At 69.7% G+C, this 26,124-nt stretch carries 29 protein-coding genes; 16 read left to right on the forward strand and 13 right to left on the reverse strand.

The genetic code is table 11. The annotated features are described in order from the left end of the window. Nucleotides 1-26: 26 nt before the first annotated feature. The 4 genes from ileS (at nucleotide 27) to PE061_RS07210 (ending at nucleotide 4,286) form a co-directional block, all read left to right on the forward strand. On the forward strand, nucleotides 27-2,834 hold the full coding sequence (gene ileS / locus PE061_RS07195; RefSeq protein ID WP_271258417.1) for an isoleucine--tRNA ligase: 2,808 nt from the start codon (nucleotides 27-29) through the stop codon (nucleotides 2,832-2,834). Further along, nucleotides 2,831-3,310 carry a signal peptidase II gene (gene lspA / locus PE061_RS07200; RefSeq protein WP_271258418.1) on the forward strand — a complete coding sequence of 160 codons (480 nt, stop codon included), beginning with the start codon at nucleotides 2,831-2,833 and terminating at the stop codon, nucleotides 3,308-3,310. Before ileS ends, lspA begins: the two co-directional genes overlap by 4 nt. Before the next feature lie 16 nt (nucleotides 3,311-3,326). After that, the gene (locus tag PE061_RS07205; RefSeq protein WP_271258419.1) at nucleotides 3,327-3,758 is read left to right on the forward strand and encodes a DUF3035 domain-containing protein; all 432 of its coding nucleotides are present in this window, start codon (nucleotides 3,327-3,329) and stop codon (nucleotides 3,756-3,758) included. A 201-nt stretch (nucleotides 3,759-3,959) separates the two neighbouring features. Further along, nucleotides 3,960-4,286, forward strand: a complete 327-nt coding sequence (locus tag PE061_RS07210; RefSeq protein ID WP_271258420.1) for a hypothetical protein — start codon at nucleotides 3,960-3,962, stop codon at nucleotides 4,284-4,286. Between the two features lie 82 nt (nucleotides 4,287-4,368). Here PE061_RS07210 and PE061_RS07215 read toward each other — a convergent pair whose 3' ends face one another. From PE061_RS07215 to hflK, 5 genes are all read right to left on the reverse strand, one after another. Then, entirely contained in the window at nucleotides 4,369-5,994 is a 1,626-nt protein-coding gene (locus PE061_RS07215) for a helicase HerA-like domain-containing protein (protein ID WP_271258421.1), read from the reverse strand. Nucleotides 5,995-6,110: 116 nt separating this feature from the next. Next, on the reverse strand, nucleotides 6,111-7,667 hold the full coding sequence (locus tag PE061_RS07220; protein WP_271258422.1) for a Do family serine endopeptidase: 1,557 nt from the start codon (nucleotides 7,665-7,667) through the stop codon (nucleotides 6,111-6,113). A 74-nt stretch (nucleotides 7,668-7,741) separates the two neighbouring features. After that, nucleotides 7,742-7,936, reverse strand: coding sequence for a DUF2065 domain-containing protein (locus PE061_RS07225; RefSeq protein ID WP_271258423.1), 195 nt, complete (start codon nucleotides 7,934-7,936; stop codon nucleotides 7,742-7,744). 5 nt (nucleotides 7,937-7,941) lie between these two features. Then, nucleotides 7,942-8,784 carry a protease modulator HflC gene (gene hflC, locus PE061_RS07230; protein WP_271258424.1) on the reverse strand — a complete coding sequence of 281 codons (843 nt, stop codon included), beginning with the start codon at nucleotides 8,782-8,784 and terminating at the stop codon, nucleotides 7,942-7,944. Then, nucleotides 8,781-9,809 (reverse strand): FtsH protease activity modulator HflK, encoded by a 1,029-nt coding sequence (gene hflK, locus PE061_RS07235; protein WP_271258425.1) that lies wholly within the window; start codon nucleotides 9,807-9,809, stop codon nucleotides 8,781-8,783. Before hflK ends, hflC begins: the two co-directional genes overlap by 4 nt. Before the next feature lie 88 nt (nucleotides 9,810-9,897). Between hflK and PE061_RS07240 the strand changes: the two genes are divergently transcribed. Continuing rightward, entirely contained in the window at nucleotides 9,898-10,956 is a 1,059-nt protein-coding gene (locus PE061_RS07240) for an Mrp/NBP35 family ATP-binding protein (RefSeq protein WP_271258426.1), read from the forward strand. Beyond that, entirely contained in the window at nucleotides 10,937-11,365 is a 429-nt protein-coding gene (locus tag PE061_RS07245; RefSeq protein ID WP_271258427.1) for a CoA-binding protein, read from the forward strand. Before PE061_RS07240 ends, PE061_RS07245 begins: the two co-directional genes overlap by 20 nt. A gap of 18 nt (nucleotides 11,366-11,383) precedes the next feature. Here the strand turns inward: PE061_RS07245 and PE061_RS07250 are convergent, their stop codons facing one another. Further along, nucleotides 11,384-12,730: a TldD/PmbA family protein gene (locus PE061_RS07250; protein WP_271258428.1), complete on the reverse strand. Its 1,347-nt coding sequence runs from the start codon at nucleotides 12,728-12,730 to the stop codon at nucleotides 11,384-11,386. 48 nt (nucleotides 12,731-12,778) lie between these two features. Beyond that, complete coding sequence (gene ubiA / locus PE061_RS07255) at nucleotides 12,779-13,720, reverse strand: 4-hydroxybenzoate octaprenyltransferase (RefSeq protein ID WP_271258429.1); 942 nt, start codon at nucleotides 13,718-13,720, stop codon at nucleotides 12,779-12,781. A 30-nt stretch (nucleotides 13,721-13,750) separates the two neighbouring features. Here ubiA and PE061_RS07260 point away from each other — a divergent pair, with 30 nt between their 5' ends. Continuing rightward, on the forward strand, nucleotides 13,751-14,500 hold the full coding sequence (locus tag PE061_RS07260) for a 16S rRNA (uracil(1498)-N(3))-methyltransferase (protein WP_271258430.1): 750 nt from the start codon (nucleotides 13,751-13,753) through the stop codon (nucleotides 14,498-14,500). 54 nt (nucleotides 14,501-14,554) lie between these two features. Continuing rightward, the gene (locus PE061_RS07265) at nucleotides 14,555-15,928 is read left to right on the forward strand and encodes a glutamate--cysteine ligase (protein WP_271258431.1); all 1,374 of its coding nucleotides are present in this window, start codon (nucleotides 14,555-14,557) and stop codon (nucleotides 15,926-15,928) included. Nucleotides 15,929-16,077: 149 nt separating this feature from the next. Here PE061_RS07265 and PE061_RS07270 read toward each other — a convergent pair whose 3' ends face one another. Both PE061_RS07270 and PE061_RS07275 read right to left on the reverse strand, forming a co-directional pair. Continuing rightward, nucleotides 16,078-17,220, reverse strand: a complete 1,143-nt coding sequence (locus PE061_RS07270) for an acyl-CoA dehydrogenase family protein (protein WP_271258432.1) — start codon at nucleotides 17,218-17,220, stop codon at nucleotides 16,078-16,080. Nucleotides 17,221-17,274: 54 nt separating this feature from the next. After that, complete coding sequence (locus PE061_RS07275; RefSeq protein ID WP_271258433.1) at nucleotides 17,275-17,838, reverse strand: helix-turn-helix domain-containing protein; 564 nt, start codon at nucleotides 17,836-17,838, stop codon at nucleotides 17,275-17,277. A 90-nt stretch (nucleotides 17,839-17,928) separates the two neighbouring features. On the opposite strand from PE061_RS07275, the gene PE061_RS07280 reads away from it, so the two are divergent. Continuing rightward, on the forward strand, nucleotides 17,929-18,405 hold the full coding sequence (locus tag PE061_RS07280) for a DUF6456 domain-containing protein (RefSeq protein ID WP_271258434.1): 477 nt from the start codon (nucleotides 17,929-17,931) through the stop codon (nucleotides 18,403-18,405). Here PE061_RS07280 and PE061_RS07285 read toward each other — a convergent pair. Continuing rightward, a complete protein-coding gene (locus PE061_RS07285; RefSeq protein WP_271258435.1) occupies nucleotides 18,393-18,521 on the reverse strand; it encodes a hypothetical protein in 129 nt (42 codons plus the stop codon). The two genes, PE061_RS07280 and PE061_RS07285, sit on opposite strands and share 13 nt — an antisense overlap. Nucleotides 18,522-18,829: 308 nt before the next feature. Between PE061_RS07285 and PE061_RS07290 the strand changes: the two genes are divergently transcribed. The 7 genes from PE061_RS07290 to PE061_RS07320 all read left to right on the forward strand — a co-directional run bounded on the left by PE061_RS07290 (nucleotide 18,830) and on the right by PE061_RS07320 (nucleotide 24,692). Then, entirely contained in the window at nucleotides 18,830-19,300 is a 471-nt protein-coding gene (locus PE061_RS07290; protein ID WP_271258436.1) for a hypothetical protein, read from the forward strand. Next, a complete protein-coding gene (locus tag PE061_RS07295) occupies nucleotides 19,243-19,458 on the forward strand; it encodes a DUF2460 domain-containing protein (RefSeq protein ID WP_271258437.1) in 216 nt (71 codons plus the stop codon). The genes PE061_RS07290 and PE061_RS07295 overlap by 58 nt, the downstream gene beginning before the upstream one ends. Beyond that, nucleotides 19,458-20,291 (forward strand): DUF2163 domain-containing protein, encoded by an 834-nt coding sequence (locus PE061_RS07300; protein ID WP_271258438.1) that lies wholly within the window; start codon nucleotides 19,458-19,460, stop codon nucleotides 20,289-20,291. Before PE061_RS07295 ends, PE061_RS07300 begins: the two co-directional genes overlap by 1 nt. Beyond that, on the forward strand, nucleotides 20,291-20,713 hold the full coding sequence (locus PE061_RS07305) for a peptidoglycan endopeptidase (RefSeq protein ID WP_271258439.1): 423 nt from the start codon (nucleotides 20,291-20,293) through the stop codon (nucleotides 20,711-20,713). The genes PE061_RS07300 and PE061_RS07305 overlap by 1 nt, the downstream gene beginning before the upstream one ends. Before the next feature lie 4 nt (nucleotides 20,714-20,717). Beyond that, complete coding sequence (locus PE061_RS07310) at nucleotides 20,718-22,916, forward strand: phage tail protein (RefSeq protein ID WP_271258440.1); 2,199 nt, start codon at nucleotides 20,718-20,720, stop codon at nucleotides 22,914-22,916. 9 nt (nucleotides 22,917-22,925) lie between these two features. After that, nucleotides 22,926-23,420 (forward strand): DUF2793 domain-containing protein, encoded by a 495-nt coding sequence (locus PE061_RS07315; protein ID WP_271258441.1) that lies wholly within the window; start codon nucleotides 22,926-22,928, stop codon nucleotides 23,418-23,420. Between the two features lie 147 nt (nucleotides 23,421-23,567). Beyond that, nucleotides 23,568-24,692 (forward strand): OmpA family protein, encoded by a 1,125-nt coding sequence (locus PE061_RS07320; protein ID WP_271258442.1) that lies wholly within the window; start codon nucleotides 23,568-23,570, stop codon nucleotides 24,690-24,692. 120 nt (nucleotides 24,693-24,812) lie between these two features. Here PE061_RS07320 and PE061_RS07325 read toward each other — a convergent pair whose 3' ends face one another. The 3 genes from PE061_RS07325 to PE061_RS07335 are packed head-to-tail and all read right to left on the reverse strand — an operon-like array spanning nucleotide 24,813 to nucleotide 26,042. Next, on the reverse strand, nucleotides 24,813-25,406 hold the full coding sequence (locus PE061_RS07325) for a hypothetical protein (protein ID WP_271258443.1): 594 nt from the start codon (nucleotides 25,404-25,406) through the stop codon (nucleotides 24,813-24,815). A gap of 13 nt (nucleotides 25,407-25,419) precedes the next feature. Then, nucleotides 25,420-25,719 (reverse strand): SCP2 sterol-binding domain-containing protein, encoded by a 300-nt coding sequence (locus PE061_RS07330; RefSeq protein WP_271258444.1) that lies wholly within the window; start codon nucleotides 25,717-25,719, stop codon nucleotides 25,420-25,422. A 47-nt stretch (nucleotides 25,720-25,766) separates the two neighbouring features. Continuing rightward, nucleotides 25,767-26,042, reverse strand: coding sequence for a hypothetical protein (locus tag PE061_RS07335; RefSeq protein ID WP_271258445.1), 276 nt, complete (start codon nucleotides 26,040-26,042; stop codon nucleotides 25,767-25,769). Between the last annotated feature and the right edge of the window lie 82 nt (nucleotides 26,043-26,124).

A 26,124-nucleotide genomic window follows, 5' to 3' on the forward strand; every position in this document is an offset into this window, starting at 1 on the left:
AAAATGCTCTAGGGCGTATGCCCGATATGAGCGACGACACCCGTAAAGACTACCGCGACACCGTCTTCCTGCCGAAGACCGAATTCCCGATGAAGGCCGGACTCGCCGAGGCGGAGCCGAAGTGGCTCGCGCGCTGGCAGGGCCTCGACTTTTACAAGCGCCTTCGCGCCAAGCGGAAGGGGCGCGAGACGTTCGTCCTCCACGACGGCCCGCCCTACGCCAACGGCGACATGCACATCGGCCACGCGCTCAACCACGTGCTGAAGGACATGGTCGTCCGCACGCAGACGCTGCTGGGCAAGGATGCGCCCTACGTGCCCGGCTGGGACTGCCACGGCCTCCCCATCGAATGGAAGGTCGAGGAGGAATACCGCAAGAAGGGCAAGAACAAGGACGAGGTCGACCCCAGCGCCTTCCGCGCCGAATGCCGCGCCTACGCGCAGCACTGGGTGGACCGCCAGCGCGAGCAGCTGAAGCGCCTCGGCGTGAACGGCGACTGGGACAATCCGTACCTGACGATGGATTTCGAGGCGGAAGCGACCATCGTGGCCGAGCTGCTGAAGGTGGCGGAGAGCGGCCAGCTCTACCGCGGCGCGAAGCCGGTGATGTGGTCGCCGGTGGAAAAGACCGCGCTCGCCGAGGCGGAGGTCGAGTACGAGGACATCGTCTCCACGCAGGTGGACGTGGCGTTCGAGATCACCGAGGCGCCGAACGCGCCGGAGCTTGTCGGCGCTCATGCGGTGATCTGGACGACGACCCCGTGGACGCTGCCGGTGAACCGGGCCTTGGCGTATGGGGCGGACCTTGACTACGTGCTCGTCGAGGCTGGCGGCAAACGTCTGCTCGTTGCCGAGGCGCTGCTGGCACCGACGCTTGCACGATACGGCGCGCAGCAATCGGGTGATACGAAACCGATCAAAGGCTCCGCTCTCGCCGGTGCCGTCGCCCGCCACCCGTGGCACGATCTCGGCGGATTCTTCGCCGAGCCGCGTCCGCTGCTCGCGGGCGATTTCGTCACCACCGACACCGGCACCGGCATCGTCCACATGGCGCCGGACCACGGCGAGGACGACTTCTGGCTGTGCAAGGCGCACGGCATCGAGCCGAAGTTCGTGGTGGGGCCGGACGGCACCTATCAGGCGGACTGGCCGGTGGTCGGCGGCAACCACGTCTACAAGGTGAACGCGCCGGACGGCCCCGTCTGCGCGGCATTGAAGGACGCGGGGGCGCTGCTCGCGGCGAGCGCGGACTACACGCACTCCTACCCGCACTCGTGGCGCTCCAAGGCCAAGGTGATCTTCCGCTGCACGCCGCAGTGGTTCGTGCCGATGGACCGGCCGCTCGATCCGCAGATTCCGCTCTGCAAGACGGAAGCCGACATCCGCGCGGCGCAAGGGCAGGGCAGGACGCTTCGCGAGACCGCGATGTCGGAGATCGAGCGCGTACGCTGGGTGCCCGAGCGCGGCGCGAACCGTATCGGCGCGATGGTCGCCGGGCGGCCGGACTGGGTGCTGTCGCGCCAGCGCGCGTGGGGCGTGCCGATCACGCTGTTCGTGCACCGGCAGACGGGCGAGTATCTCGTCGACGCGGAGGTCAACGCCCGCATCGTCGCGGCGGTGAGGGCCGAAGGCGTCGACGCGTGGACGGGCACCGACCCGCAGCTGTTCCTCGGGGAGCGCTACAAGGCGGACGACTACGAGCGCATCGGCGACATCCTCGACGTGTGGTTCGACTCGGGGTGCACGCACGCCTTCGTGCTCGAATCGGGGCGCTGGCCGGACCTCCGCTGGCCCGCCGACCTCTATCTCGAAGGCTCGGACCAGCACCGCGGCTGGTTCCAGTCCTCGCTGCTGCAATCCTGCGTCACGCGCGGCCGAGCGCCCTATGACGCGGTCGTCACGCACGGCTTCACGCTCGACGCGTCGGGCCGCAAGATGTCGAAGAGCCTCGGCAACACCATCGACCCGAACAAGGTGATCGGCGAAAGCGGCGCGGACGTGCTGCGGCTGTGGGCGGTGAGCGTCGACTGGCGCGAGGATCACCGCATCGGGCCGGAGATCATGCGCGGCATGACCGACGCCTACCGCAAGATCCGCAACACCTTCCGCTACCTCTTGGGCGCGCTCGACGGCTTCGGCGAGGACGAGCGCATCGCGCCTGCCGAGATGCCGGAGCTGGAACGCTGGGTGCTGCACCGCCTCGCGGAGCTCAGCGCCGAGCTGCGCGGGTGCGTGAACGACTTCGACTTCACGCGCTACGTGACGGTGCTCCAGGCGTTCTGCGTCCACGACCTCAGCGCCTTCTATTTCGACGTGCGCAAGGACAGCCTCTATTGTGACGCCGTGACGTCACCGAAACGGCGCGCCTGCCGGACCGTGCTCGACACGCTGTTCCACGCGCTCACCCGCTGGTTCGCGCCGGTGCTGGTGTTCACGGCGGAAGAGGCGTGGCAGGCCCGCTTCCCGAGCGAAGACGGCTCGGTGCACCTCCTCGACTGGCCGGAGATCGACGGGGGCTGGCTGGATGCGGCGCTCGGCGAAAAATGGGCGGCGATCCGTGCGGCGCGCGAGAGCGTGACGGAAGCGATCGAGCCGCTGCGGCGGGAAAAGACGATCCGCTCGTCGAACGAGGCGGTCGTGCGCCTGCCGGACGTGGCGGGCATCGCGGCGGCGGACTTCGCCGAGGTCTCGATCGTCAGCGCGGTCGCGTACGGCGGCGATGCGGTCGCGGTGACGCGCACCGAGGCCGGGAAGTGCGCCCGCTGCTGGCGGCATACCGGCGACGTCGATCCGGCGACCGAACTTTGCGTGCGCTGCGACGAGGTCGTGGCGTGACGGCGGCGCGGGGCTACCTGCTGGCGGCGGCGATCTTCGTCGTCGACCAGCTCGTGAAGCTCTGGATCATCGCGGGGGTCGGGCTCCAGGCGAAGGGCAGCATCAACCTGCTGCCGGTGCTCAGCCTCACGTGGGTCGAGAACCGGGGCGTCTCGATGGGGCTTTTGCAGGCGGACGGCGCCAAGGAGCGCTGGATTCTCACCGGCGTCACCGCGCTCATCGCGGCGGGCGTCGCGTGGTGGATGCGCAAGGAGACGAACCGCATCGACATCCTCGCGCTCGCGCTCGTGCTCGGCGGCGCGCTCGGCAACATCGTCGACCGGGTGCGTTTCGGCTATGTCGTCGATTTCGTGCACGTCCACGTCGGGACATGGAGCTTTTACGTCTTCAATGTCGCCGACGCGGCGATTACCATAGGGGTCGCAATCCTGCTGCTGCGCGCGTTCTTCGAGCGCAAGCCCGCGGCAGCAGAATGAAGTGGAGTTGAAAAGCATGTCTTCCCTGATGCGCGCAGCCCTCGCGGGCGTTACGGCGCTTGGCCTTTCCGCCTGCGGCAGCAGCGGCATCTTCGGGCGCGACGCGCCGGACGAGTTCGCCATCGGCCGCTCCGCGCCGCTCGTGGTGCCGCCGGACTACAACCTCGCGCCGCCGCGCCCCGGCGCGCCGCGCCCGATGGAAACCGACGCGCAGACGCAGGCGATGGAAGCGCTGTTCGGCCCCGGCGTGCGCCCGGCGCCGAAATCGGCGGGCGAGCAGAAGCTGCTCGACGACGCGGGCGCGGTGCGGCCCGACCCGTCCGCGCGCTCCACGGCGGGCGATCCCGACACGGAGGTCGTCAACAAGGGCGCGCTTCTGAAGACGATCATCGACGCGCAGCCGGGCAGCAGCGACCCGGCGACCGCAAGCGTCTCGATCGGCGGTTGACCTCTTGAAGCCCTCTCCTGAAGGGGAGGGGTTGGGGGGCGGTTTTCGCCCCGGCGCCGAGCGTGGGGATACGCCCTACCCCCGGCCGATCATGTTGCTTGTAAACCCATTGTGCGAAGGCCATTTCGACCCAGTTGCGGCCATAGGAATTGAATGCAATGTTCCGCGCTTGAATGTGGCGAAACTCTTGGAAAGTCGGCGATGAGCGCTAGGCGCTGCTGGATAGCTCTGGTCACTTTCGAGCGGCGTGGCGAACCACAAAATATTCTCCCCGAAGAGGTGCAGGGCGCATGCGGCTGGATGATCGCTATGGCTCCCGATGAAGATGCTGCTCGTGCACTGCTCATAAGGGACGTGGAATATAATGGACTGCGCGTCTTAGAAATCTCGGATGAGCAAGAGATTTTTGAGATAGGCGAGATAGAAGGCATTGATGAACACCTCGCAGCGAGCTTCACCGAGATCGAGGCAGACAGACGGACAGTCTGGGGAACCATCCACCACTACAAAGGCGAGGGCGAAGCATAACTTCCGTTTCCCACCACAAGCCGCCGACCGGCGCTTGGGTCTGCAAACTCCATAATCGCCCCTGAAGAGGAGGAGCAGGCCTCTACCCGATCTTCTTCGCGACGCCGCGGCTGAAGCTGCCGAGCACGCCGCGGCCGATGCGGCCGCCCATCGGGCCGGCGATCGCCTTGCCGATCTCGTAGCCGATCTGGCTGCCCGCGGTGCCCACGGCGCTCGACGTCGCCGAGGCGCTGCGGCGCGAAGGCTTCTTGCCTGCGAGGCTGTCGCCGAAATCGCGCGCCTTCTTGGCGACGAACGCGCCGATCACGGCGGTCGCGACCTTGCCGAGGATGCTGTTCGACCAGCTGCCGCTGCGGCCGCCCCCGGATGATCTCGCCCTCGCCTTGGTCGTCGCTTCGGCTTCGGACTCTTCCAGCGCCTTCTCGGCGCGGTCTTTCAGGATCTCGAACGCCGATTCGCGGTCGACCGTTTCCTCGTAGCGCCCGGCGAAGGGCGAGCTTGCGATCATCACCTTGCGCTCCTGCTCGGTGAGCGGCCCCAGCCGCGAGCAGGGCGGGCGGATGAAGGCGCGCTCCACCGGCGACGGCGCGCCGTCGCCGTCGAGCAGCGAGACGAGCGCCTCGCCGACCTTGAGCTCGGTGATCGCCGCGGTGACGTTGAGCCCCGGATTGATGCGGAACGTCTCGGCCGCCGCCTTGATCGCCTTCTGGTCGCGCGGCGTGAAGGCGCGGAGCGCGTGCTGGATGCGGTTGCCGAGCTGCCCGCCGACGCCTTCCGGCACGTCGATGGGATTCTGCGTGATGAAATAGACGCCGACGCCTTTCGAGCGGATCAGGCGCACCACCTGCTCGATCTTCTCGAGCAGCGCCTTCGGGGCCTCGTCGAACAGCAGATGCGCCTCGTCGAAGAAGAACACCAGCTTCGGCTTGTCGGGATCGCCGACCTCGGGCAGCGCCTCGAAGAGCTCGGAGAGCAGCCACAGCAGGAAGGTGGAATAGAGCCGCGGGCTCTGCATCAGCTTGTCGGCGGCGAGGATGTTCACCTGCCCGCGTCCGTCGTCGCCGACCCTCATGAAGTCCTTCACGTCGAGCGCGGGCTCGGCGAAGAAGCGCGCGCCGCCCTCGTTCTCCAGCACCAGAAGCTGCCGCTGGATGGCGCCGACGCTTGGGCGGGTGACGTTGCCGTAGCGTGTGCCGATCGACGCGGCATTGTCCGCCACGTAGGTCAGCATGGATTGCAGGTCCTTGAGATCGAGCAGCATGAGCTGCTCCTCGTCGGCGATGCGGAAGGCGATGGTGAGCACGCCTTCCTGCGTCTCGTTCAGCCCCATCAGGCGCGACAGCAGCAGCGGTCCCATCTCGGAGACGGTGGTGCGGACCGGGTGGCCCTGCTCGCCGAACAGGTCCCAGAACACTGCCGGAAACGCCTCGTAGGCATAATCCGTGAGGCCCATGTTCGCCGCGCGCTCCTGCAAGGCCGTGTGCGCCTTGTGCGTGGCCGAGCCCGGCATGGCGAGGCCCGCGAGGTCGCCCTTCACGTCCGCCATGAACACGGGCACGCCGATCTTCGAGAACCCCTCGGCGAGGATCTGGAGGCTCACCGTCTTGCCGGTGCCGGTGGCGCCCGCGATCAGCCCGTGCCGGTTGGCGCGTTTCAGATCGAGTTCGAGCCTCTTGTCGCCCGCCGCACCGACGAAGATCGTTCCCATCGCCAACTCCCTGTCCGCCTGCGATCAACTAAAGCATGTCGCGCAAAAAGGAAAAACCCCGGCCGCGGGCGAACCGGGGCCGGGGTTCCTGTTTCCTGCCACGCCGGGCGGACGGGTCAGCCTTCGTCCTTGCCCATCATGGCGATGCCGATGAACTGCGGCGGGCGCGAGCCGCGCTTCACGAACAGCACCACCGTGTCGCGGCCCGCCTTGCGCGCCGCGTCCACGGCGGCGGCGGCGGCGGCGGGCGTCTTCGTCGGCTGCTGGTTGATCGAGAGGATCACGTCGCCGCGTTGCAGGCCGCGCTTGGCGGCATCGCTGTTGCGGTTGAGGCTGGCGATCACGACGCCCTCGACATCGTTGTCGACGCCGAGCTGGCGGCGGACCTCCGGCGTCAGCTCGGCGAGCGTGATGCCGAGGCTGCGGCGCGCGGACGCGGCCGCATCGTTCGCGGCCTTGTCGCCCGCCGCCGGCGCATTGTCACTGCCCGCGACGGCGATTTCGGACGGCCGCTCGATGAGCGTCGCCTGCACGGTCTGGCGCTTGCCGCCCCGGTAGAGCTCGATCGGCACGCGGCTGCCGATGCCGCTGTTCGCGACGATCGACGACAGCGTGTTGTCGACGGTGACCTCCTGCCCGTTGACGCGCGTGATGACGTCGCCGGCGAGGATGCCGGCCTTCTTCGCCGGTCCGTCATTCTCGACGCTGGCGACGATCTCGCCGCGGTCCTTCTGGAGCCCGAGCGCGGAGGCGATCTCGGGCGTCACCGGCTGGATGCTGACGCCGAGGTAGCCGCGGCGCACGCGGCCGATGGAGCGCAGCTGGTCGATCACCGGCGCGGCCTGCTCGGCCGGGATCGCGAAGCCGATGCCGACGTTGCCGCCCGTGGGCGAGAAGATCGCCGTGTTCACGCCGATGACGTTGCCGTTCAGATCGAACATCGGGCCGCCGGAGTTGCCCTGGTTGATCGAGGCGTCGGTCTGGATGTAGCGGTCGTACTGCCCGGCCTGGATGTTGCGGTGGAGCGCCGAGACGATGCCCGCCGTCACCGTGCCGCCGAGGCCGAAGGGGTTGCCGATGGCGATCACCCAGTCGCCGACGCGCACGCGCTCGGACTGGCCGAAGCGCACGTAGGGCAGGTCCTTGCCCTCGATCTTGAGGAGCGCGAGATCGGAGAGCGGATCGCGGCCGACGATGCGCGCCGAATACTCGGTGCGGTCGGACAGCGTCACGGTGATCTTGTCGACCGGCTCGGCGCCGCCGCGCCCGGTGACGACGTGGTTGTTGGTGACGACGTAGCCGTCGGGCGAGATGATGAAGCCGGAACCCAGCGACTGCGCCTCGCGCGTCTCGGGCTCCTGCCCGTCCTGCTGCTGCTGCTCCTGGAAGCGGCGGAACAGCTCGTCGAGCGGCGTGCCCGGCGCGAAGCGCGGGATGCCGCGCAGGCGGCCCACCTCGATCTCCTGCGTGGTCGAGACGTTGACCACGGCGGGCTGCAGGCGGGCGGTGAGGTCGGCGAAGCTGCCCGGCGCGCCGCCGGGGGCGGCGGCCTGCGGCTGCGCGCTCAGCGGCTCCTGCGCGGCGAGCTGGGCGTGGCCCGGCTCCTGAAGGGCAAGCGTCGCGGCGCTGGCGAACAGGATGGCCGCGCCGGTGATGGCAAATGCGATACGCACGTATCTCGTCTCCTCAACTGGACGCCATGTAAGCACCGGCCGGCGTCAATACAATTCCATACCCCTGATTCCGTCTAACCGTGCATTCGCGCCGCGGCGGCGACGGCGACGCCGATCACCACCGCGCCGAGGCCGGCGATGCGAACCGCGCTTTCCCCTCGCGTGAACAGCATGGCTGCGGCCTTTCGCATCGCGTCAGGAAACAGCGCATAGGCCGCGCCTTCCAGAACGAGCGCGAGGCCGATCGCCGCGAGGAGATCGTTTCCCATACGTGTCAGCGGCCGCGGACCCCTTGGAACTCGCGCAGGAATTCGTTGTCGGGAGAGAGGACGACGCTGGCGTTTCCGTTGTTGAAGGTGGTGCGATAGGCCTGCATGGCGCGGTAGAACGCGTAGAAGTCCTGATCCTTGCCGAACGACTGCGCGTAGACGCGCGCGGCCTCCGCGTCGGCCTCGGCGCGGATGATCTGCGCCTGCTTGCGGCCCTGCGCGCGGATCGATTCGGCTTCCTGCTGGCGCGCCGTCTGCATCCGCAGGAACGCCGACTGAAGCGGATCGCCGGGCGGCAGGTCGGCGCGCTTGATGCGGACGTCGACGATCTCGGCACCGTAGCGGCTGGCCTCGCGGTTCACCGCCTCCTGGATCGTGTCCATCAGCTGGCCGCGCTCGGGGCTGAGCAGCGTCGCGAAGGTCTGGCGGCCGAGCTCGTTGCGGAGCCGCGAGCCGAGGATGCGCGAAAGCTCGTCGGCGACGCGCTCCTCCGAGCGCACCGTCTGGTACATGCGCAGCGGATCGGTGACGCGGAAACGCGCGAAGGCATCGACGACGAGGCGGAGCTGGTCGGTGGACAGCACCACCTGCTGCGGCATGTCGAGATCGCGGATGCGCTTGTCGACCCACACGACGTTCTCGATGAACGGCACCTTCAGCGCGAGGCCCGCGCCGGTGGCACCGAACGGGTCGTTGGCGTTGTAGCGGTTGACGATCCTGTCGGGCTTGCCGAGGCGCACGACGATCGCCTGCTGCGTCTCCGACACCGTGAACAGCGCGGTCGTGAGGAGGATGAGCGCGAGGAAGCCGAGCCCGACGAGCGCGATGGGGTTGCGAAGCAGGCTCATTGCGCGTCTCCCGCGACGGCGCGCCTGCGGACTTCCGGGAGCGGCAGGTAGGGCACGACGCCATCCGCCTCGATGATCGTCTTGTCCACCTTGCCGAGCACTTCTTCCATCGTCTCCAGATACATGCGCTTGCGCGTCACGGCGGGCGCGAGGCGATACTGTTCGTAGACCGCGTCGAACGCCGCCGCCTGCCCCTGCGCCAGCGCGAGAAGCTGCTGCGAATAGCGCCGCGCCTCGTTCAGATACTGCTCGGCGTTCTGCTGCGCCGCCGACACGTCCTTGAACGCGGCATCGACGGCGGCGGGCGGGTCGGCCTGCTTGATGTCGACGCCGACGATGTCGATGCCGGCCTTGTAGCTGTCCAGCATCTCCTGCGTGCGCACGCGCACCTGCTCGGCGATCTGCGCCCGCTGGGGCCCGATCGCGGCGTCGAGCTGGACGCGGCCGATCTCGGCGCGCATCGCCGATTCGGCGACCTCGCGGATCGTGGTTTCGGGCTCGGCGAGCTGGTAGAGGAACTGCACCGGGTTCTTGATCTTCCAGCGCACGGCGTAGGCGATGTCGATGATGTTCTGGTCGCCCGTCAGCATCAGGTTCTCGCTCGACGCATCGAGCGTGCCGATGTCGATGGTGGCAACCGTTTCGACCGCGGGCTTGGTCACGGTTTCGATGGGCGCGGGCAGCTTGAAGTGCATCCCCGGCCCGGTCGTGCGCGAGTAGGCGCCGAAGCGCTGCACGACGCCGCGCTGCTCCGGGATCACGCGGTAGAAGGACGTGAAGGCGATCCAGACGAGGACGATGCCGAGGATGACATAGCCCCACGGCATCGTGCCGCTCTTGGGGCCGCCGGGAAAGCCGGCGCGCAGCCGCTCCTGACTGCGGCGGATGAACTCGTCGAAATCGGGGCCGCCGCCGCCGCTCCGTCCGCCGCCGCTGCCGGAGCCGCCGCCCCAGGGGTTGCGCGGCCCGTTGCCGCTGCCGCTGCCCCACGGCCCGGGGCTGTTGCTGTTATTCTCCCAAGGCATCCGCTACCCGTCGATTGCTTCCGTGAAGCAGCCTATATACGGACGCCTCCGCGCATTTGCGAGACATGCTGACCACCGAGGAGTGAAAATGGCGGGCGAGGACCTGTTGCGCGCGGCGCTTGAACGACTGGCGGACCCCGTATCCGGCAAGGATATCGTGAGCGCGGGGCGCGTTTCGGGCATCGTGCTCAGAAGCGGGCAGGCCGGGCTGGTGCTTGCCGTCGACGGTCTTTCCGCGCACGACGCGAGGACGCTGGAAGCCCGCGTCGACGCCGCGCTGCGCGCCGTGCCGGGCGTCGGGGGCGCGCGCATCATCACCACGGCCGAACGCGGCGATGCGCCGCAGGGGCCGCACCCGACCGCGCCGGCGACGCTTCCCGAGATCCGCCACATCATCGCCGTCGGCTCCGGCAAGGGCGGTGTCGGCAAGTCGACCGTCGCCGCGAACCTCGCCGTCGCGCTCGCCGCGCAGGGGCTGAAGGTCGGGCTGCTCGACGCCGACATCTACGGGCCGTCCGTGCCCATGCTGCTGGGGCGGCAGGAGCGGCTGACGCTGCGCGAGAAGCTCATCCAGCCCGCCGAGGTGCACGGGCTGAAGGCCGTGTCGATGGGCGCGATGACCGATCCCGACCGCGCCGTCGTGTGGCGCGGGCCGATGGCGTCGAGCGCGCTGATGCAGATGCTGACGCAGACCGAGTGGGGGCCGCTCGACGTGCTCGTCGTCGACCTGCCGCCGGGCACGGGCGACATCCAGCTGACGATGGCGCAGAAGGTGCCGCTCGCCGGCGCGGTGATCGTGTCGACGCCGCAGGACCTCGCGCTCATCGACGCGAAGAAGGCGGTCGCCATGTTCGGCAAGGTCGGCGTGCCGATCCTCGGCATGATCGAGAACATGTCGACCTTCCGCTGCCCGAACTGCGGCCACGAGAGCCATATCTTCGGGCACGGCGGCGCAGAGGAAGCGGCGGCGGCGATGGGGATCGCCTTCCTCGGCGGCATCCCGCTCGAGATCGGCATCCGCGAGGCGAGCGATGCCGGGACGCCCGTGGCGCTTCGCGGCGATGCGGCGGGGAACGTGTTCCGGCACCTCGCCGTTCAGATACAGGAAGCCCTGAAGGAGAACCCCCGTGCCGCTCACGTCCGCTGAAGACATTCGCGATCTGCTCACGACCACGCGCACCATCGCGATGGTCGGCGCGTCCGACCGCCCCGACCGCGCCAGCCACGGCGTGATGGCCTATCTGCAGGGGCGCGGCTACCGCGTGATCCCGGTGAACCCGACGCTCGCGGGTACGACGCTGCACGGCGAGACCGTCCACGGCGCGCTCTCCGAGATCGGCGAGCCGGTGGACATGGTCGAGATCTTCCGGCGCTCCGACGCCGTGGGGCCGATCGTCGACGACGCCATTGCGATCGGCGCGAAGGCGGTGTGGATGCAGCTCGGCGTCATCAACGAAGACGCCGCCGCGAAGACCGAAGCGGCCGGGCTCAAGGTGGTGATGGACGATTGCCCCGCGCGGGCGATCCCGCGTCTCGGCGTGCCGAAGGTCGCCTGAGTTCAGGCCGAACCGGGATCAGGCCCCGGCCACCGTCATGCCCTCGATGCGCAGCGTGGGCGCGTTCACCGCGTAGCGGAAGACGAGATCGTCCGCCGGGGTGATGCCCAGGAACATGGACCTGAGGTTGCCCGCCACGGTGATCTCGGCGACGGGGCCCGCGATCTCGCCGTCCTCGATCAGGAAGCCCGCCGCGCCGCGGCTGTAGTCGCCGGTGACGGCGTTGACGCCCTGGCCGATGAGCTCGGTGACGAGCACGCCGCGGCGGATGTCCGCGATCAGCGCGCTGCGGCTCAGCGTGCCGGGTGCCATGTAGAGGTTCGACGTCGAGACGCCCGGCGGGCCGGAGACGCCGCGCGAGGCATGGCCGGTGGGCCGGCTTTCGAGCTGGCGCGCCGAGGCGCTGTCGAGCAGCCAGCCGGTGAGGCGGCCGCCGTCCACGAGCACGGTGCGCGCCGTCGGCAGGCCCTCGCCGTCGAACGGCCGGGAGCGCAGGCCCCGCGCGCGGAGCGGATCGTCGACGATGGAAATGCCGGGCGCGAAAACGCCCTCGCCGAGCGCGTCCTTGAGGAAGCTGGTGCCGCGCGTGATCGCCGAGCCGCTGATCGCGCCCGCGAGATGCCCGAGCAGCGAGCCCGCGACGCGCGGATCGAACACCACCGGCATGGCGCCGGTGGCGAGCTTCGCGGGCGACAGCCGCGCGACGGCGCGCTCGCCCGCAAGGCGGCCGACGGCTTCGGGCGCTTCCAGATCGGCATCGTGCCGCGCGCTGTGGTAGGCGTAATCGCGCTGCATCGTCTCGCCGGTCCCGGCGATGATCGAGGCGGAGACGCCGTAGGAACTGCCGGAGTAGGCGCCCGCGAAACCGTGCGAGGTGGCGAGCGCGTAGACGGCGCGGCCGGTGCTGGCCGAGGCGCCCTGCGAATTGCTGACGCCCTCCACGGCGCGGGCGGCATCCTCGGCCGCGAGCGCGCGGGCCCTCAGCGCCTCGACCGGGATGGCGGCGCCGTCGTCGATGTCGAGCGCGGGCCACGGCCCTTTCGCGAGCCGCTCGGCGGGGGCGAGACCGGCATAGCGGTCCTCGGGCGCCTCGCGCGCCATCGCGACCGCGCGCTCCGCAGCGGCGACGAGCGCGGCGGCGGAGAGGTCGGACGAGGAGACGTTGGCGCTCTGCCGGCCGATGAAGACCCGGATGCCGATCTCCTCGGCCTCCGAACGGCCGATGTCCTCGAGCGCGCCGAGCCGGACATGCACGCTCGACGACATGTCGCCGAAATAGATCGCGTCCGCCGCATCGGCGCCGAGCGCCTTGGCGCGGGCTATGGCGTGGTCGAGACGGTCGAGCGCGGCGTTCGGATCAAGCATGGACGCCGCGCATAGGCGCTCGGCGCGCGCGCGTCAAAGCCCGGCTTTTCAGAATCCGGCCGCGAGGCAGGCGGCGAACACGAGCGCGCCCGTCACCGTGTTCGCGCGGAACAGGCGCAGCGCGCCCGGCGTGTCGGCGCTGCGCAGCGCGCGGACCTGCCACGCCAGATGGAGCGCGGCGGGCAGGAGCGCCGCGAGGGCGAGCGGTCGTTGCGGCGCGGCGAGCAGCAGCGCGGCGGCGAGCAGGGCAACCGTGATGACGTAAAAGATCGCGACGCCCGCGCGAAGGTTGCCGCCGAGGCGCCGCGCCGAGGACTTGATGCCCGCGAGCGCGTCGTCCTCGATGTCCTGAAGCGCGTAGATCGTGTCGTAGCCGAGCGTCCAGAACAGGCCCGCCGCATAGAGGACGAGCGCCGCGGGCGGCAGACCGCCCGAGACGGCGGCGAAACCGACGAGCGCGCCCCAGTTGAAGGTGAGGCCGAGCCACGCCTGCGGCCACCACGTGATGCGCTTCATGAACGGATAGCCGGCGACGAGCAGCAGCGCGCCGAGCGCGACGACCTGCGCGAAGCCGCCGAGCCGGAGCAGGACGACGAGGCCGATCAGCGACAGGCCGACGAGCAGCGCCCACGCGGCCTTCAGGGACACGGCGCCGCTGGCGAGCGGGCGGTCGCGCGTGCGCGCGACGCTGGCGTCGAGGTCGCGGTCGACGATGTCGTTGTAGACGCAGCCCGCCGAGCGCATGACGAACGCGCCGATCAGGAACAGCAGCACGAGATACGCCTGTTGCGGAAACCCGCCCGCGAGCGCGACGCCCCACGCGCAGGGCCAGAACAGCAGCCACGCGCCGATCGGCCGGTCCGCGCGCGCCAGCCGGGCGTAGGGTTTCCATGACCGGGGCAGCGCCTCGACCCAGCTTCCGGCAACGGCGTCCGGCGTCGCGCGGTCCGCGGGCGCGGGTTCCTGCGTGGTCAGGGGCGGGGTCTCCATGCTAGCGGGGTCAGCATGGGTGAACGATCATTGTCAAGCAAAGCCGGGTCAAGCAAGGCGGGTCCGCGCCTGTTCGTGGACGCGCCGCTCGAAGCCGGGAAGACGCTGCCTTTGCCGCCTGCCGCGGGCCACTATCTGACGCGGGTCATGCGGCTGCGCGAGGGCGACGGCGTGCGCCTGTTCGACGACCGCACTGGCGAATGGCGCGCGGTGATCGCCGCCGTCGGCAAGCGCGAGGTCGTGGTGCGCGCGGAGGCGCTGCTGAGGCCGCGCGAGGTGGTTCCCGACCTCTGGCTCTGCGCCGCGCCGCTGAAGGCGGGCCGCATCGACTGGCTGGCGGAAAAGGCCTGCGAGCTTGGGGTGGCGCGGCTGGTGCCCACGGTCACGCGGCGTACCGTGGTGGGCAATCTAAAGCTGGACCGGCTGCGCGCGCACATGATCGAGGCCGCCGAGCAGTGCGAGCGCACGGCGCTGCCGGAGCTTGCCGAGCCCGTGCCGCTCGCGGCGCTGCTCGCGGACTGGCCGGAGGCGCGCGCGCTGATCTTCTGCGACGAGGAGGGCGGCGAGCCGGCGGCGAAGGCGCTGCCGGGCATTGCCGCGCCCGCCGCGATCCTGATCGGGCCGGAGGGCGGTTTCGACGATGCCGAACGCGCGGCCATACGGGCGCTTCCCCGGTGCGTGCGCGTGTCGCTCGGCCCCCGGATCCTGCGCGCGGACACGGCGGCGGCGGCGGCGGTCTCGGTCTGGCAGGCGCTTGCGGGGGATTGGCGGGGGGATTGAGCCTCGCTCATTTCCTCTCTGGCGCGCGGCCGCGAGGATCGCTAAGCGCTCGCCATGAGCACGCGCAAGGCCGGTGAAGGGGACGACCTTCCAATCGAATCAAAGGACGATCTGCTGCGCGTATTCGAGCGCGGCTGCAAACCCGCGGCGCGCTGGCGAATCGGCACCGAGCACGAGAAGTTCGTCTATCGCACGGGCGATCACCGCGCGCCGTCCTACGACGAGCCGGGCGGCATCCGCGACCTCCTGATGGCGATGACGCGCTTCGGCTGGGAGCCGGTCGAGGAGAACGGCCACGTCATCGCGCTCGCGGGCGAGGACGGCAACGTCAGCCTCGAACCGGCCGGGCAGTTCGAGCTGTCGGGCGCGCCGCTCGAGAACCTCCACCAGACCTGCGCCGAGACGGGGCGTCACCTCAAGCAGGTGCAGGAGGTCGGCAAGGAGCTCGGCCTCGGCTTCCTCGGGCTCGGCATGTGGCCGGACAAGCGCCGCGAGGACCTGCCGGTCATGCCGAAGGGGCGCTACGCGATCATGCTGCGGCACATGCCGCGCGTCGGATCGCTCGGCCTCGACATGATGCTGCGCACCTGCACCATCCAGACCAACCTCGACTATGCGAGCGAGGCGGACATGGTGAAGAAGTTCCGCGTCAGCCTTGCGCTCCAGCCGCTCGCGACGGCGCTGTTCGCGAACTCGCCGTTCACCGAAGGGAAGCCCAACGGCTTCCTCAGCTACCGCAGCCACATCTGGACGGACACCGATCCCGCGCGCACCGGGATGCTGCCGTTCGTGTTCGAGGACGGTTTCGGGTTCGAACGATGGGCGGATTACATCCTCGATGTGCCGATGTATTTCGCGGTGCGGGACGGCAAGTACGTCGATCTCGCGGGCGAGGATTTCCGCGCCTTCATGGACGGCAGGCTCGCCGCGCTGCCGGGCGAGCGCGCGACGCTCGGCGACTGGAACGACCATATCTCGACCGCCTTCCCGGAGGTGCGCCTCAAGTCCTACCTCGAGATGCGCGGCGCCGACGGCGGGCCGTGGAACCGCATCTGCGCGCTGCCCGCCTTCTGGGTGGGGCTGCTTTACGACGACGCGGCGCTCGATGCGGCGTGGGAGATGGTGAAGCACTGGACGATCGAGGATCACCACCGCATCCGCGAGGAGGTGCCGCGGCTGGGGCTTCAGGCGAAGGGGCCGCGCGGGCGCAGCTTCCAGCAGCTCGGCAAGGACATCCTCGCCCTCGCCGAGGCGGGGCTGGCTCGGCGAGCGCGGCTCAACAGCGCGGGCGACAGCGAGGCGATCTTCCTCGCGCCGCTGTTCGAGATCGTCGAAAGCGGCAAGACGCCCGCCGAGCGCCTGCTCGACGCCTGGCACGGCCGCTGGGCGGGCGACCTCTCGCAGGTCTATGCGGAAGAGAGCTTCTGACGGCAGGGTGTGCGGGGGATTCAGCCTATGCCGGACTGTAAACGGCGGCTTTCTGCGCTTCCGGTGCTCACGTACCTTGAGTACGCTGCGCGCCGGTTCTCGAAATCCACCGTTTTCGCCTCGCCCTGAACTGAACCCCCGTACACCCTTTAGATCGCGCGGCTGACGACTTCTTTCATGATCTCCGACGTGCCGCCGTAGATGCGCTGCACGCGCGCGTCGCGCCACAGGCGGGCGATCGGATACTCGTTCATGTAGCCCGCGCCGCCGTGGAGCTGGAGCGAGACGTCGCAGGCCTCCCATTGCAGCTCGGTGTGCCAGAGCTTGGCGGCGGAGGCCTCGGCGGCGGTGAGCTTGCCCTCGACGTGGCGCTTCAGCGCCCAGTCGATATGCGCCCAGCCGATCTGGAGTTTCGTCGCGAGGTCGGCGAGCGTGAACCTGGTGTTCTGGAAGTCGAACACGGTCTTGCCGAACGCCTTGCGCTCTTTCGTGAATTTCACGGCCTCGTCGAACGCGCGCTGCGCGACCGCCTGCCCGGCGAGCGCGATCTGCAGCCGCTCCTGCGGGAGCTGCTTCATCAGGTAGATGAAGCCCATGTTCTCCTCGCCGATGCAGTTGGTGATCGGCACGCGGACGTCGTTGAAGAACAGCTCGGAGGTGTCGGCCGAGTTCTGGCCGATCTTGTCGAGGTTGCGGCCGCGCGCGAAGCCCTCGCGGTCGGCCTCGACGAGGATGAGCGAGGTGCCCTTCGCGCCGAGTGCCGGGTCGGTCTTGGCGACGACGATGATGAGGTCGGCGTTCTGGCCGTTGGTGATGTAGGTCTTGGAGCCGTTCACGACATAGTGGTTGCCGTCGCGCTTCGCCGTCGTCTTCACGCCCTGGAGGTCGGAGCCCGCGCCCGGTTCCGTCATGGCGATCGCGGTGATGACCTCGCCCGAGACCATGCCGGGGAGCCAGCGGCGCTTCTGCTCCTCCGAGCCGTAATTGATCAGGTAATCGACGACGATGTCGGAGTGGAGCGTGATGCCCGCCGACGAGCCGGCGTAGCAGAGCTCCTCGCCGATGACGGCGTTGTAGCGGTAGTCGAGGCCGAGGCCGCCGTAGTCCTCCGGCACCTGCGGGCAGAGCAGCCCGGCCTCGCCGCAGGCGCGCCAGAAAGCGCGGTCGACGATGCCCTCCTCCTCCCAGCGGTCGAGGCTGGGATAGAGTTCGCGGTCGAAGAACTTGCGGACGCTGTCGCGGAAGAGGGCGTGGTCCTCGTCGAAGGCGGTGCGGCTGGCGGTGTCGAGCATGGCGGGTTCCTTTCGGCGCTGCGGTTAGCGGCGGCGGATTTCAGTGCATACTCCCTAAAGTGGCCGGACCAGCGTGACGGCGACGGCGATCCACGGCGTCTCCGACACGACGAGCTGCCGCGCGCCGGGCACCAGCGGCAGGATGGCGAGGCGCTGGCCGTCGAGGTCGACGAGGCGGCCGAACACGAAGCGCCCCGCCGGGCGGGGGACGAGCACGTCGCGGTTGCGCGCGCGCTCGAACTCGGCAGGCGCGAGCCGCTCGCACCAGATCGAATCGCCGGTGCGGTAGTCGCCGATGCCGGAGACGACCTGCACCGCGATCATCGCGCCCGAGGGACGCGGCGGCAGCAGCGTCTGCGGCATCGTCGGCGCACGCGCGCCGTCCGCGCCGAGCAGCGCGGCGACGGGCACGTCCGGCCGCTCCGGGTGGGTGACGAGCTCGGCGGCCTCGACGCCGAGCGCATCGGCGATGCGGTTCAGCCAGCCGACGGAGACGGTGCGCGTGCCGGTTTCGAGGCGGCCGATGGTTTGCGGCGTGGTGGGGGGGCGGCAGCGCTCGGCGACGTCCGCCAGCGTGAGACCCTTGCCCTTGCGGACCTCGCGGATGCGTGTGAGCATCGAATTATCCTATTCGGTTATTTTTCACTGTCCTACAGCCGGGGGGCGATGGCAAGGGCGATTCGCAAGCCGACAGCGAGGGAGACGCCGATGCCCGAGACCCGCAACCGCCTGATCGTGAACGCCATCGACAGCCCCGCGCACCGCCGCGCGGCAATGGAAGGCGCGCGCCACGCCAACCGCGCCGAGGAACCGATCGCGTGGCTGCACGCGCGCGGCAAGATCAGCGACCGCCAGTTTGAGGCGGGCGTGCGGCTGCGCCGCGACTTCATGATCGCCGCGCAGGGCCCGCGCGTGACGATGGCGTGGGACGCGGGGCCGGTGGCGAAAGGCCGCCGCGCCGCGCCGGACGCCCCCGACCCGACGACGGCGCAGATCGGCGCGAAGGCGCGCGCGGACGCGGCGCTCGCGCACGCCGGGCAGGGCCTCGCCGACGTGCTGACGCGCACCGTGTGCCTCGGCGAGGGGCTGGAAACGGCGGAGCGGGCGATGGGCTGGCCGGCGCGCGCCGGGAAGGTGGTGCTGTGCCTGGGGCTCGACCGGGTGGCCGACTACTACCGCGTCTGAGGGGCGGCCTGCGCGGCGGCGGGCGTCGAGGCGATCGCGCCGGCGTGCGGCGGAATCGCGATGGCGCCGACGGCGGCGATGAACAGGAGGCAGGCGCAGACGATGATGGTTTTCATTTTATCCTCTTTTGCCCGGCCCCGGTAAGCGCCTCTTACGCCGCATAAAATTACGATCCGATGAACGACGCACGGCGATCGACCCGCGCCTTGGCGGGGGCAAGTGGGCGAGGTCGCGCCGCAATGCAAGCCGGGTGCGACGAAAAGGCCAATAAATAACCAAACAGGATAAATAATGCTTGACCAGCGAACCGCTCTTTGCTAGGAAACGGGAACGCTGAGGAATTGCGGCTCCGGGGCTTCACCGCCTTCGGAGCCGTTTTCGCATCGGGGCTCGGCGCCTTCCGCCTGTCCTTCGAGGATGCCCGATGCCGAAGACCCCGCAGCCGCGACGCCGCGCCCGGCGCCACGACGGCTGGACGCCGAAGCGCCGCAAGACCTTCCTGGAGACGCTCGGCGAGACCGCGAACGTGCGCGCGGCGGCGTTGAAGGCGGGCAAGAGCGCCTGCGGCGTCTACGCGCTGCGCCGCCGCGACGCGGAATTCGCGCGCGCATGGGACGACGCGCTTTCGGGCGCGATGGACGAGCTGGAGGCGATCGCCCTCGACCGCGTGCGCAACGGCGTCGAAAAGACCGTGGTGCGCGGCAGCGGCACGAAGGTGACGATCCGCGAATATTCGGACCGTCTGCTGATGTTCATGCTGAGCCGCCGCAGGCCGGAGGCCTACGCGGCGAAGGCGAGACGCGCCGCATCACGCGGCCGGACGCGGCGAGCGTCCGCGTGGCGGTTGCGGGGACGGAACTGGCGGACGGCTGGGCGCTCGAAGGCGGAGCGGTGACGTTCGATGCCGCGCCCGCCGATGGCGCTGCGGTGACGGCCGGTTTCCTGTTCGACGTGCCCGTGCGTTTCGCCGAGGACAGCATCGAGGCCTCGCTTCAGGGCTGGCGCGCGGGCGAGGTGCCCTCCGCGCCGATCATCGAGGTGCGCGAGGCCTGATGCGCGACATTCCCGAAGCGCTCGCCGCCGCGCTCGAAGCGGAAACGACGAACCTCGCCTTCTGCTGGCGGATCGAGCGCGCGGACGGCGCGGCACTCGGCTTCACGTCGCACGACCGGCCGCTCGTTGTGGACGGCGTGGCCTGTTCGCCCGTGCCCGGAATGGTGCCCTCCGCGCTCGCCCATGCCGATTCCGTGGAAGGCGGCGGCATGGAGGTGTCGGGCGCGCTCGGCAGCGGGCGTATCAGGGCCGACGATATAGCAACGGGCCGCTACGACCGCGCGCGCGCCGTGCTGTCGCTCGTCGACTGGCGCGCGCCGGAGGCATCGGTGATGCTGGCGAGCGGCGAGATCGGCGACATCGTGCGCCGCGACGACCGCTTCGAGGCGGAACTGAAAAGCGCGCACGCGGACCTCGACCGCACCCCGATCGCGCTGTGTGCGCCGGAATGCCGGGCGAGGCTCGGCGACGCGCGCTGCCGCGTGGCGCTGGCGCCGCTGACGCACCTTGCGCGCGTGACGGCGGTGACGGGCGCGGCGCGCATCGGGACCGACCGCGCGCTGCCGGACGGTGCGCTCGCCTATGGACGGCTGCGGCCGCTCGCCGGCGCGCTCGCGGGGCTGGATTTCGAGGTCGTCGCCTCGGAAGGGGCAGCCGTCGACCTGCGCGAGGCCGTGGCCGCGCGGCTGGCGCCGGGCGACCTCGTCGAACTGCGGGAAGGCTGCGACCGGCGCTTCTCGACATGCCGCGACCGCTTCCGGAACAAGGACAATTTCCGCGGCGAGCCGCACGTGCCCGGCACCGATTCCGTGATCCGCTACCCAAGCCTGTAATGCCCCTTGTGACGCCCTTGCATCCCCGACATGCCGACATCGTGCAGGCGGCGCGCGCCTGCGTGGGCACGCGCTGCCGCGTGCAAGGGCGCGTGCCCGGCCTCGCGCTCGACTGCGTCGGCGTCGCCGTCGCGGCGGCGGAGGGCGCGGGCCTCGCGTTCAGCGTGCCGCACGACTATTGCCTTGCCGCCGACAATCGGGACCGGCTGACGGCGGGGCTGGCGGCGGCCGGATGCACGCCGCTGGCAGGCGATGCGCTGGCGGGCGACCTGGCGCTGATCGCGGTCGCGCCCGCGCAGCATCACCTCGCCGTCTGCTGCGGCGACACGTTCGTTCACGCCCATTTCGGCCTCGGCCGCGTCGTCGAGGCGCCGCTGCCGCCGGAATGGACGCCCGCCCGCTGGCGCTTTCCGGAGACCTGAGATCATGGCGACGCTTGTTCTGACGACCGTCGGCGCGATCGTCGGCGGGCCCATCGGCGCCGGCCTCGGCGCGATCGCAGGGAACAGCATCGACCGGATGCTGTTTGCGCCGAAGGGGCGCACGGGGCCGCGCCTCGACGATCTCACCGTGCAGAGCTCGGCCTACGGGCTGCCGCATCCGCGGCTCTACGGCACGACGCGCGCGGCCGGCAACGTGATCTGGAGCCGGGGCCTCAGGGAGACGGCGCACCGGTCCGGCGGCGGCAAGCGCTCGGGCGGGCGCACGACCACCTACAGCTATTCCGCGTCGTTCGCGGTGGCCGTCTCGGCGCGGCCGATCGCCGGGATCGGGCGGATATGGGCCGACGGCAAGCTGCTGCGCGGCGCGGGCGGGGAGATGACGGCGGAAGGAACGGTCCGCATTTACACCGGGGGCGAGACGCAGGCGCCCGATCCGCTGATCACCGCCGCCGAAGGCCCGGCGAACGCGCCCTCCTATCGCGGGCTCGCCTACGTGGTGTTCGAGGACCTGCAACTCGGCGACTTCGCGAACCGCATCCCGAACCTGTCGTTCGAGGTCGTGTCCGACGCCGCGCCGCCGACGCTGGGCGCGATCCTGAACGATCTCGCCGAGGCCGCCGGGGTCCGAATCTCGACGGGCGGCCTGTCGGCATCCCTGCCCGGCTTCGCCGCGGCGACGAACGCGCCGCTTTCGACGTGGGTCAGGTCGCTCGGCGAGCTCGGAGAGATGCGGGCGATCGCGGACCGGCACGTGCGGTTGCATGACGAAAGCACCGATACGGGCATCGTGCTCGATGACGATCTGATTGCCGAGGGCGAGAACCGACATTCGATCGCGCGCCGGAGCGGGGATGCGCCGGCGTCGGTGACATTCGGCTATCTGGACATCGCGCGCGACTATCAGGCGGGGACGCAGCGGGCGTTCAGGCCGGGGGCGCAGGGCCGCGAGGACCATAGCGAGCTTCCCGTCGCGCTTTCCGCAGGGGCGGCGAAGCGCGCGGCGCAGACCCTGCTGCAACGCTTGTGGACGCAGCGGGAAACGGCGGAGTTCAGGCTCGGCTACCGTGCGCTTTCCCTGCAGCCGGGCGACCGGCTTCGCGACCGGGACGGCCGTCGCTGGGAAATCCGCCGGACCTCGCTGGAGGCGATGACGGTCGCGTTGGAGGCGGAGCCGGTGAACCCCGATGGGGGCGTGGATGCGGCGGCGGATGCCGGGCGCGCGGAGACGGGCGGCGATGCCCCGCAGGGCGAGACGCAGTTCCATGCCTTCGAGCTGCCCCCGATCGCCGGGGATGCGCCGACGGCGCCGCGCCTGTGGATCGCCGCGGCGGGAACGGGAAGCGGCTGGCGCCGCGCCGAGATCTGGCTGAGCGGCGACGCCGGGGCGAGCTGGTCGAGCATCGGCATGGCGAGCGGCGGGGTGCCGATGGGCACGGCGCTGTCGACGTTGCCCGCGGCCGATCCGACGCGCTGGGATGAGATCGCCGCGCTCGACGTGGAGTTGCTCTCCGACGCGATGTGGCTGGAAAGCCGTCCGGCGCTGTCCGTGCTGGCGGGCGCGAATCTGGCGCTCGCGGGAGACGAGCTGATCCAGTTCCGCAGCGCTGTGCCCATCGCGCCGCGCCGGTTCCGGCTTTCCGGCCTGCTGCGCGGCCGCAAGGCGACGGAGGCGGCGATGGCGGCGCACGTGCCGGGCGAGCGCTTCGTCCTTCTGGAAACGCCGGGACTGTTTCCGATCGACCTTTCGACCGATGCCGTCGGTACGGATGTCGCCGTGCGCGTGGTGCCGCCCAATGCGAGCGTCGCCGACAGCCCGCAAACCGTTCACCGCGTGACGGGCCGCGCGCTGCAGCCGCTGTCCCCGGTGCACGGCGCGGCGCGCGTGCTTGCGGACGGCGCGGTCGCCTTTTCGTGGACCCGGCGCAGCCGGACGGGCTTCGGGTGGATCGACGGGGTCGATGCGCCGCTCGGCGAGGAGCGCGAACGCTACGCCGTCCGTTGCAGCGTCGGCGCCGCCGCCGTGGCCGACGAGGTCGGCGAAGCGGCATGGACACTGGCGGCGGGCGCGCAGACGGCGGCTTTCGGGATGCTTCCCGGGGCCGTCCATCTCGAGGTCCGCCAGCTGAGCGCCGCCGTGGGCGCCGGTGCGCCGCTGTCCGCCGATTTCATCCTGAACCGATAGGAACATCCGATGACCGTCACTGCGCGTTTGGGTCTGCCGCTGATCGCCACGGGGCAGGCCCAGAAGGAACTGACCCACAACGCCGCGATTCACGGGCTCGACCGCCTCGTTCATCTTTGCGTGGAAAGCCGGACGCTCTCGGTGCCGCCCGCACTGCCCTCGCCGGGCGCGACCTGGATCGTCGGCGAGGGCGCGACAGGTGCATGGGAAGGGCACGCGGGCGCGCTCGCGCACTGGGACGGCGCATGGGCGATCGCGGCACCGGCGGAAGGGACGCTCTGCTGGATCGCCGACGACGGCATCGTCGCCGTGTTCGGCGGCGGGGTCTGGAACGCCGATTTCCTGCCGGTCGCGGGGCTGCGGGTGGGCGGCGTACCGATGCTGGCCGCGCCCCCGGTCGCGATCGGCGCTCCGGAGGGCGGAAGCGTGATCGACACCGAGGCGCGGGCGGTTCTGGAAAGCCTGCTGGACTATCTCCGCGAACAGGGTTTGTTGACGTCATGACATCGCAAAAGAGGCCGAAATCTGCCGCAACGTGCGATATTTATGCAACATTTCAGGGCTATATTCGGTTGCGTGGGATACTTCGGTGATATAGAGCGTTCAGGCGACTTCCATGGAAGTTCGTGGAGACTGAGAAAGGGGATTTCAATGCGTAGACTCGCCGTAGTCATGGCGCTGGCCGGCACCGCTCTTGCGGGCCCGGCGCTCGCGCGCGACAAGGCCTGGTATGCAGGTATCGAGGGCGGTGCGCTGCTCATCGAGAATATTGATTTCGACGTGACCAGCCCGCAGGGCGTCGAAACCAACAACGGTGTCACCGTCAAGCACAAGATGGGCTATGACGTTGACGGAATCGTCGGCTACGATTTCGGCGGCTTCCGCACCGAATTCGAACTGGGCTTCAAGAAGGCCTCGCTCGACAAGGTGACGCTGTCCGGCGTCGGCGTGCCCGGCAGCGGTCAGGCCACCACCGGCACGTTCTCGGATGCCGGCGGCACGACCAGCGTTCTCAGCTTCATGCTGAACGGACTGCTCGACTTCGGCGACGACGACGGCTGGAACGGCTATGTCGGCGGCGGCGTCGGCATCGCGCGGGTCAAGGCCGACATCTATCAGGTCGTCGATCTGGGCACCGATTTCGTTGACGACAGCGACACGGGCTTCGCCTGGCAGCTCATCGCCGGCGTTCGCCGTGCGATCAGCAGCAATGTCGACCTCGGCATCAAGTATCGCTTCTTCAACGCGCCTTCGACGGACTACGTCGGCGTCAACGGCAGCGAATACGACGGCCGCTTCCGCAGCCACTCGCTGCTGGCGAGCGTGATCTTCAACTTCGGTGCGGAAGCGCCGCCTCCGCCGCCGCCTCCGGTCGCGGAACCGGCTCCGCCGCCTCCGCCTCCGCCGCCCCCGCCGCCTCCGCCGCCCCCGACGCCGGGACCGTTCATCGTGTTCTTCGATTGGGACAAGGCGGACATCACGGCTGATGCCGCGGACATCCTCAACCGCGCCGCGCAGGCGTACAAGGACACGGGCCAGGCCAGCGTCACGCTCGCCGGTCACGCCGACGCTTCGGGTCCGGCCGACTACAACGTCGGTCTCTCGCAGCGCCGCGCCGATGCGGTCCGTGCGTACCTCGTGGGTCAGGGCGTGCCGGAAACGGCGGTTGCGTCCGAGGCCTTCGGCGAAACCCGCCTGCTCGTTGAAACCGCCGACGGTGTGCGTGAACCGCAGAACCGCCGCGTGGAGATCAACTTCGGCGGAGCTTCGATGTAAGCTCGACGGGATACGGGGCGGCGCCAACATCGCCGCCCCGCAACCGGAAAGGGCCGCCTCTCAAAGGCGGCCCTTTTTCTGTTCGGCAAGAGGCCGGCTACTGGCCGACTTGCGACAAGATCAGACGTTGCAGCGCTTGATGGGCTTGCCGCGTTTGTCGATGCACGGATCCGGAATCGCCGGCAGAACGACGTATCCGAGCTGGTACTGACGATAGGGATCGGGCGGGGCGATGAGTGCGGCGCGCAAACGCTGAACCGCGGTAACGGCCTGCCCGCCGAGGCTGCCCGGAACCCAGGACAGGGCCTCCCGGCCCACCTCGCCGGCCGCGGCGCAGAAGCTGCGCTGGGCCTCCAGCGCCGAGAAGCTGTTGTAGACGCGCGTCGTGAAGCTGTCGAACGCCCGCGGCCCGGCCTTTCCGTCGAGCCGGCGGAAATGCTTCTCCAGCGTCTGATAGGCGCGCGTGAGCTCGGGCTGGTGCTGCTTCAGGACGTCGTTGTAGTTCCTGACGGTGGCGAGATAGGGCGAAAACTGGCACTGCAACGCCGAGACGTTGAGCCCCGCGCGCAGCAGCCAGATCGCATGGGCCGCGCTTTCCTCGGCCGTCATCGCGCGGACCGGCGGCCCGCCGAGATCGGCGGCCGCATTCGCGGAAGGCGCGGCAGCGAGACAGATGCCGAGCGCCAGAGCCGCAGACCGGATAGGCTTCACCATGATGTGCCCCAAATCAGCCGAGCACCTTGCCCAGTTGCAAGGCGACCGACATGTCGCCTTCAACCTTGAGCTTGCCCATCATGAACGCCATCTGCGGGTTGGTCTTGCCGTCCGCGATGTCGAGAAAGTCGGACATCGACACCTTGACCGCGCAATCGACCGGGAGGTCCTGATTGTCGACGACCGCCGGCGATGCCGTGTCGTCGATGCGCACGACGCCGTCGCCGCCGAAATCGAACTTCACGCTTTTCCCGAGACCGGCACTCGCGCCGACACGGCTGCGCATCGTCTCGGTGATTTCGGCAAGGCTCATGCAAATCCTCCCACAAGAAATGGCCGCGAAGGCCGAATATCAAGGCACTACTGCTGCGCGGGAGCCTCTTCGGACGCCGTGTCCGGGATCGGCGCGACATCCACCAGCGCCGGATCGGTCATCGGCTCGACGCCGCCCGCCGCCACGTCGACGGACATGGCGTCCGCCGTCGATGCGTCCGCGCCGAGGTCCGACACGGACGCATCGGCCGCGCCTTCCACGGCTGCCTTTTCACCTTCCGTCCTGGCGTCGTCGCTTTTTCCGCAGGCGGTCGCAGCCAAGGCGATTGCCACCGAGAGCCCCATAATCGTGCGTTTCGACATGCTTCCCATTGTTTTACCCCGGTATTCTGTTGTTGCTGCGGCGTTTTTCCACCGCTTCACGCGCAACGTAACCGCATTCCGG

Source organism: Sphingosinicella microcystinivorans, assembly GCF_027941835.1.
Taxonomy (GTDB): Bacteria; Pseudomonadota; Alphaproteobacteria; order Sphingomonadales; family Sphingomonadaceae; genus Sphingosinicella.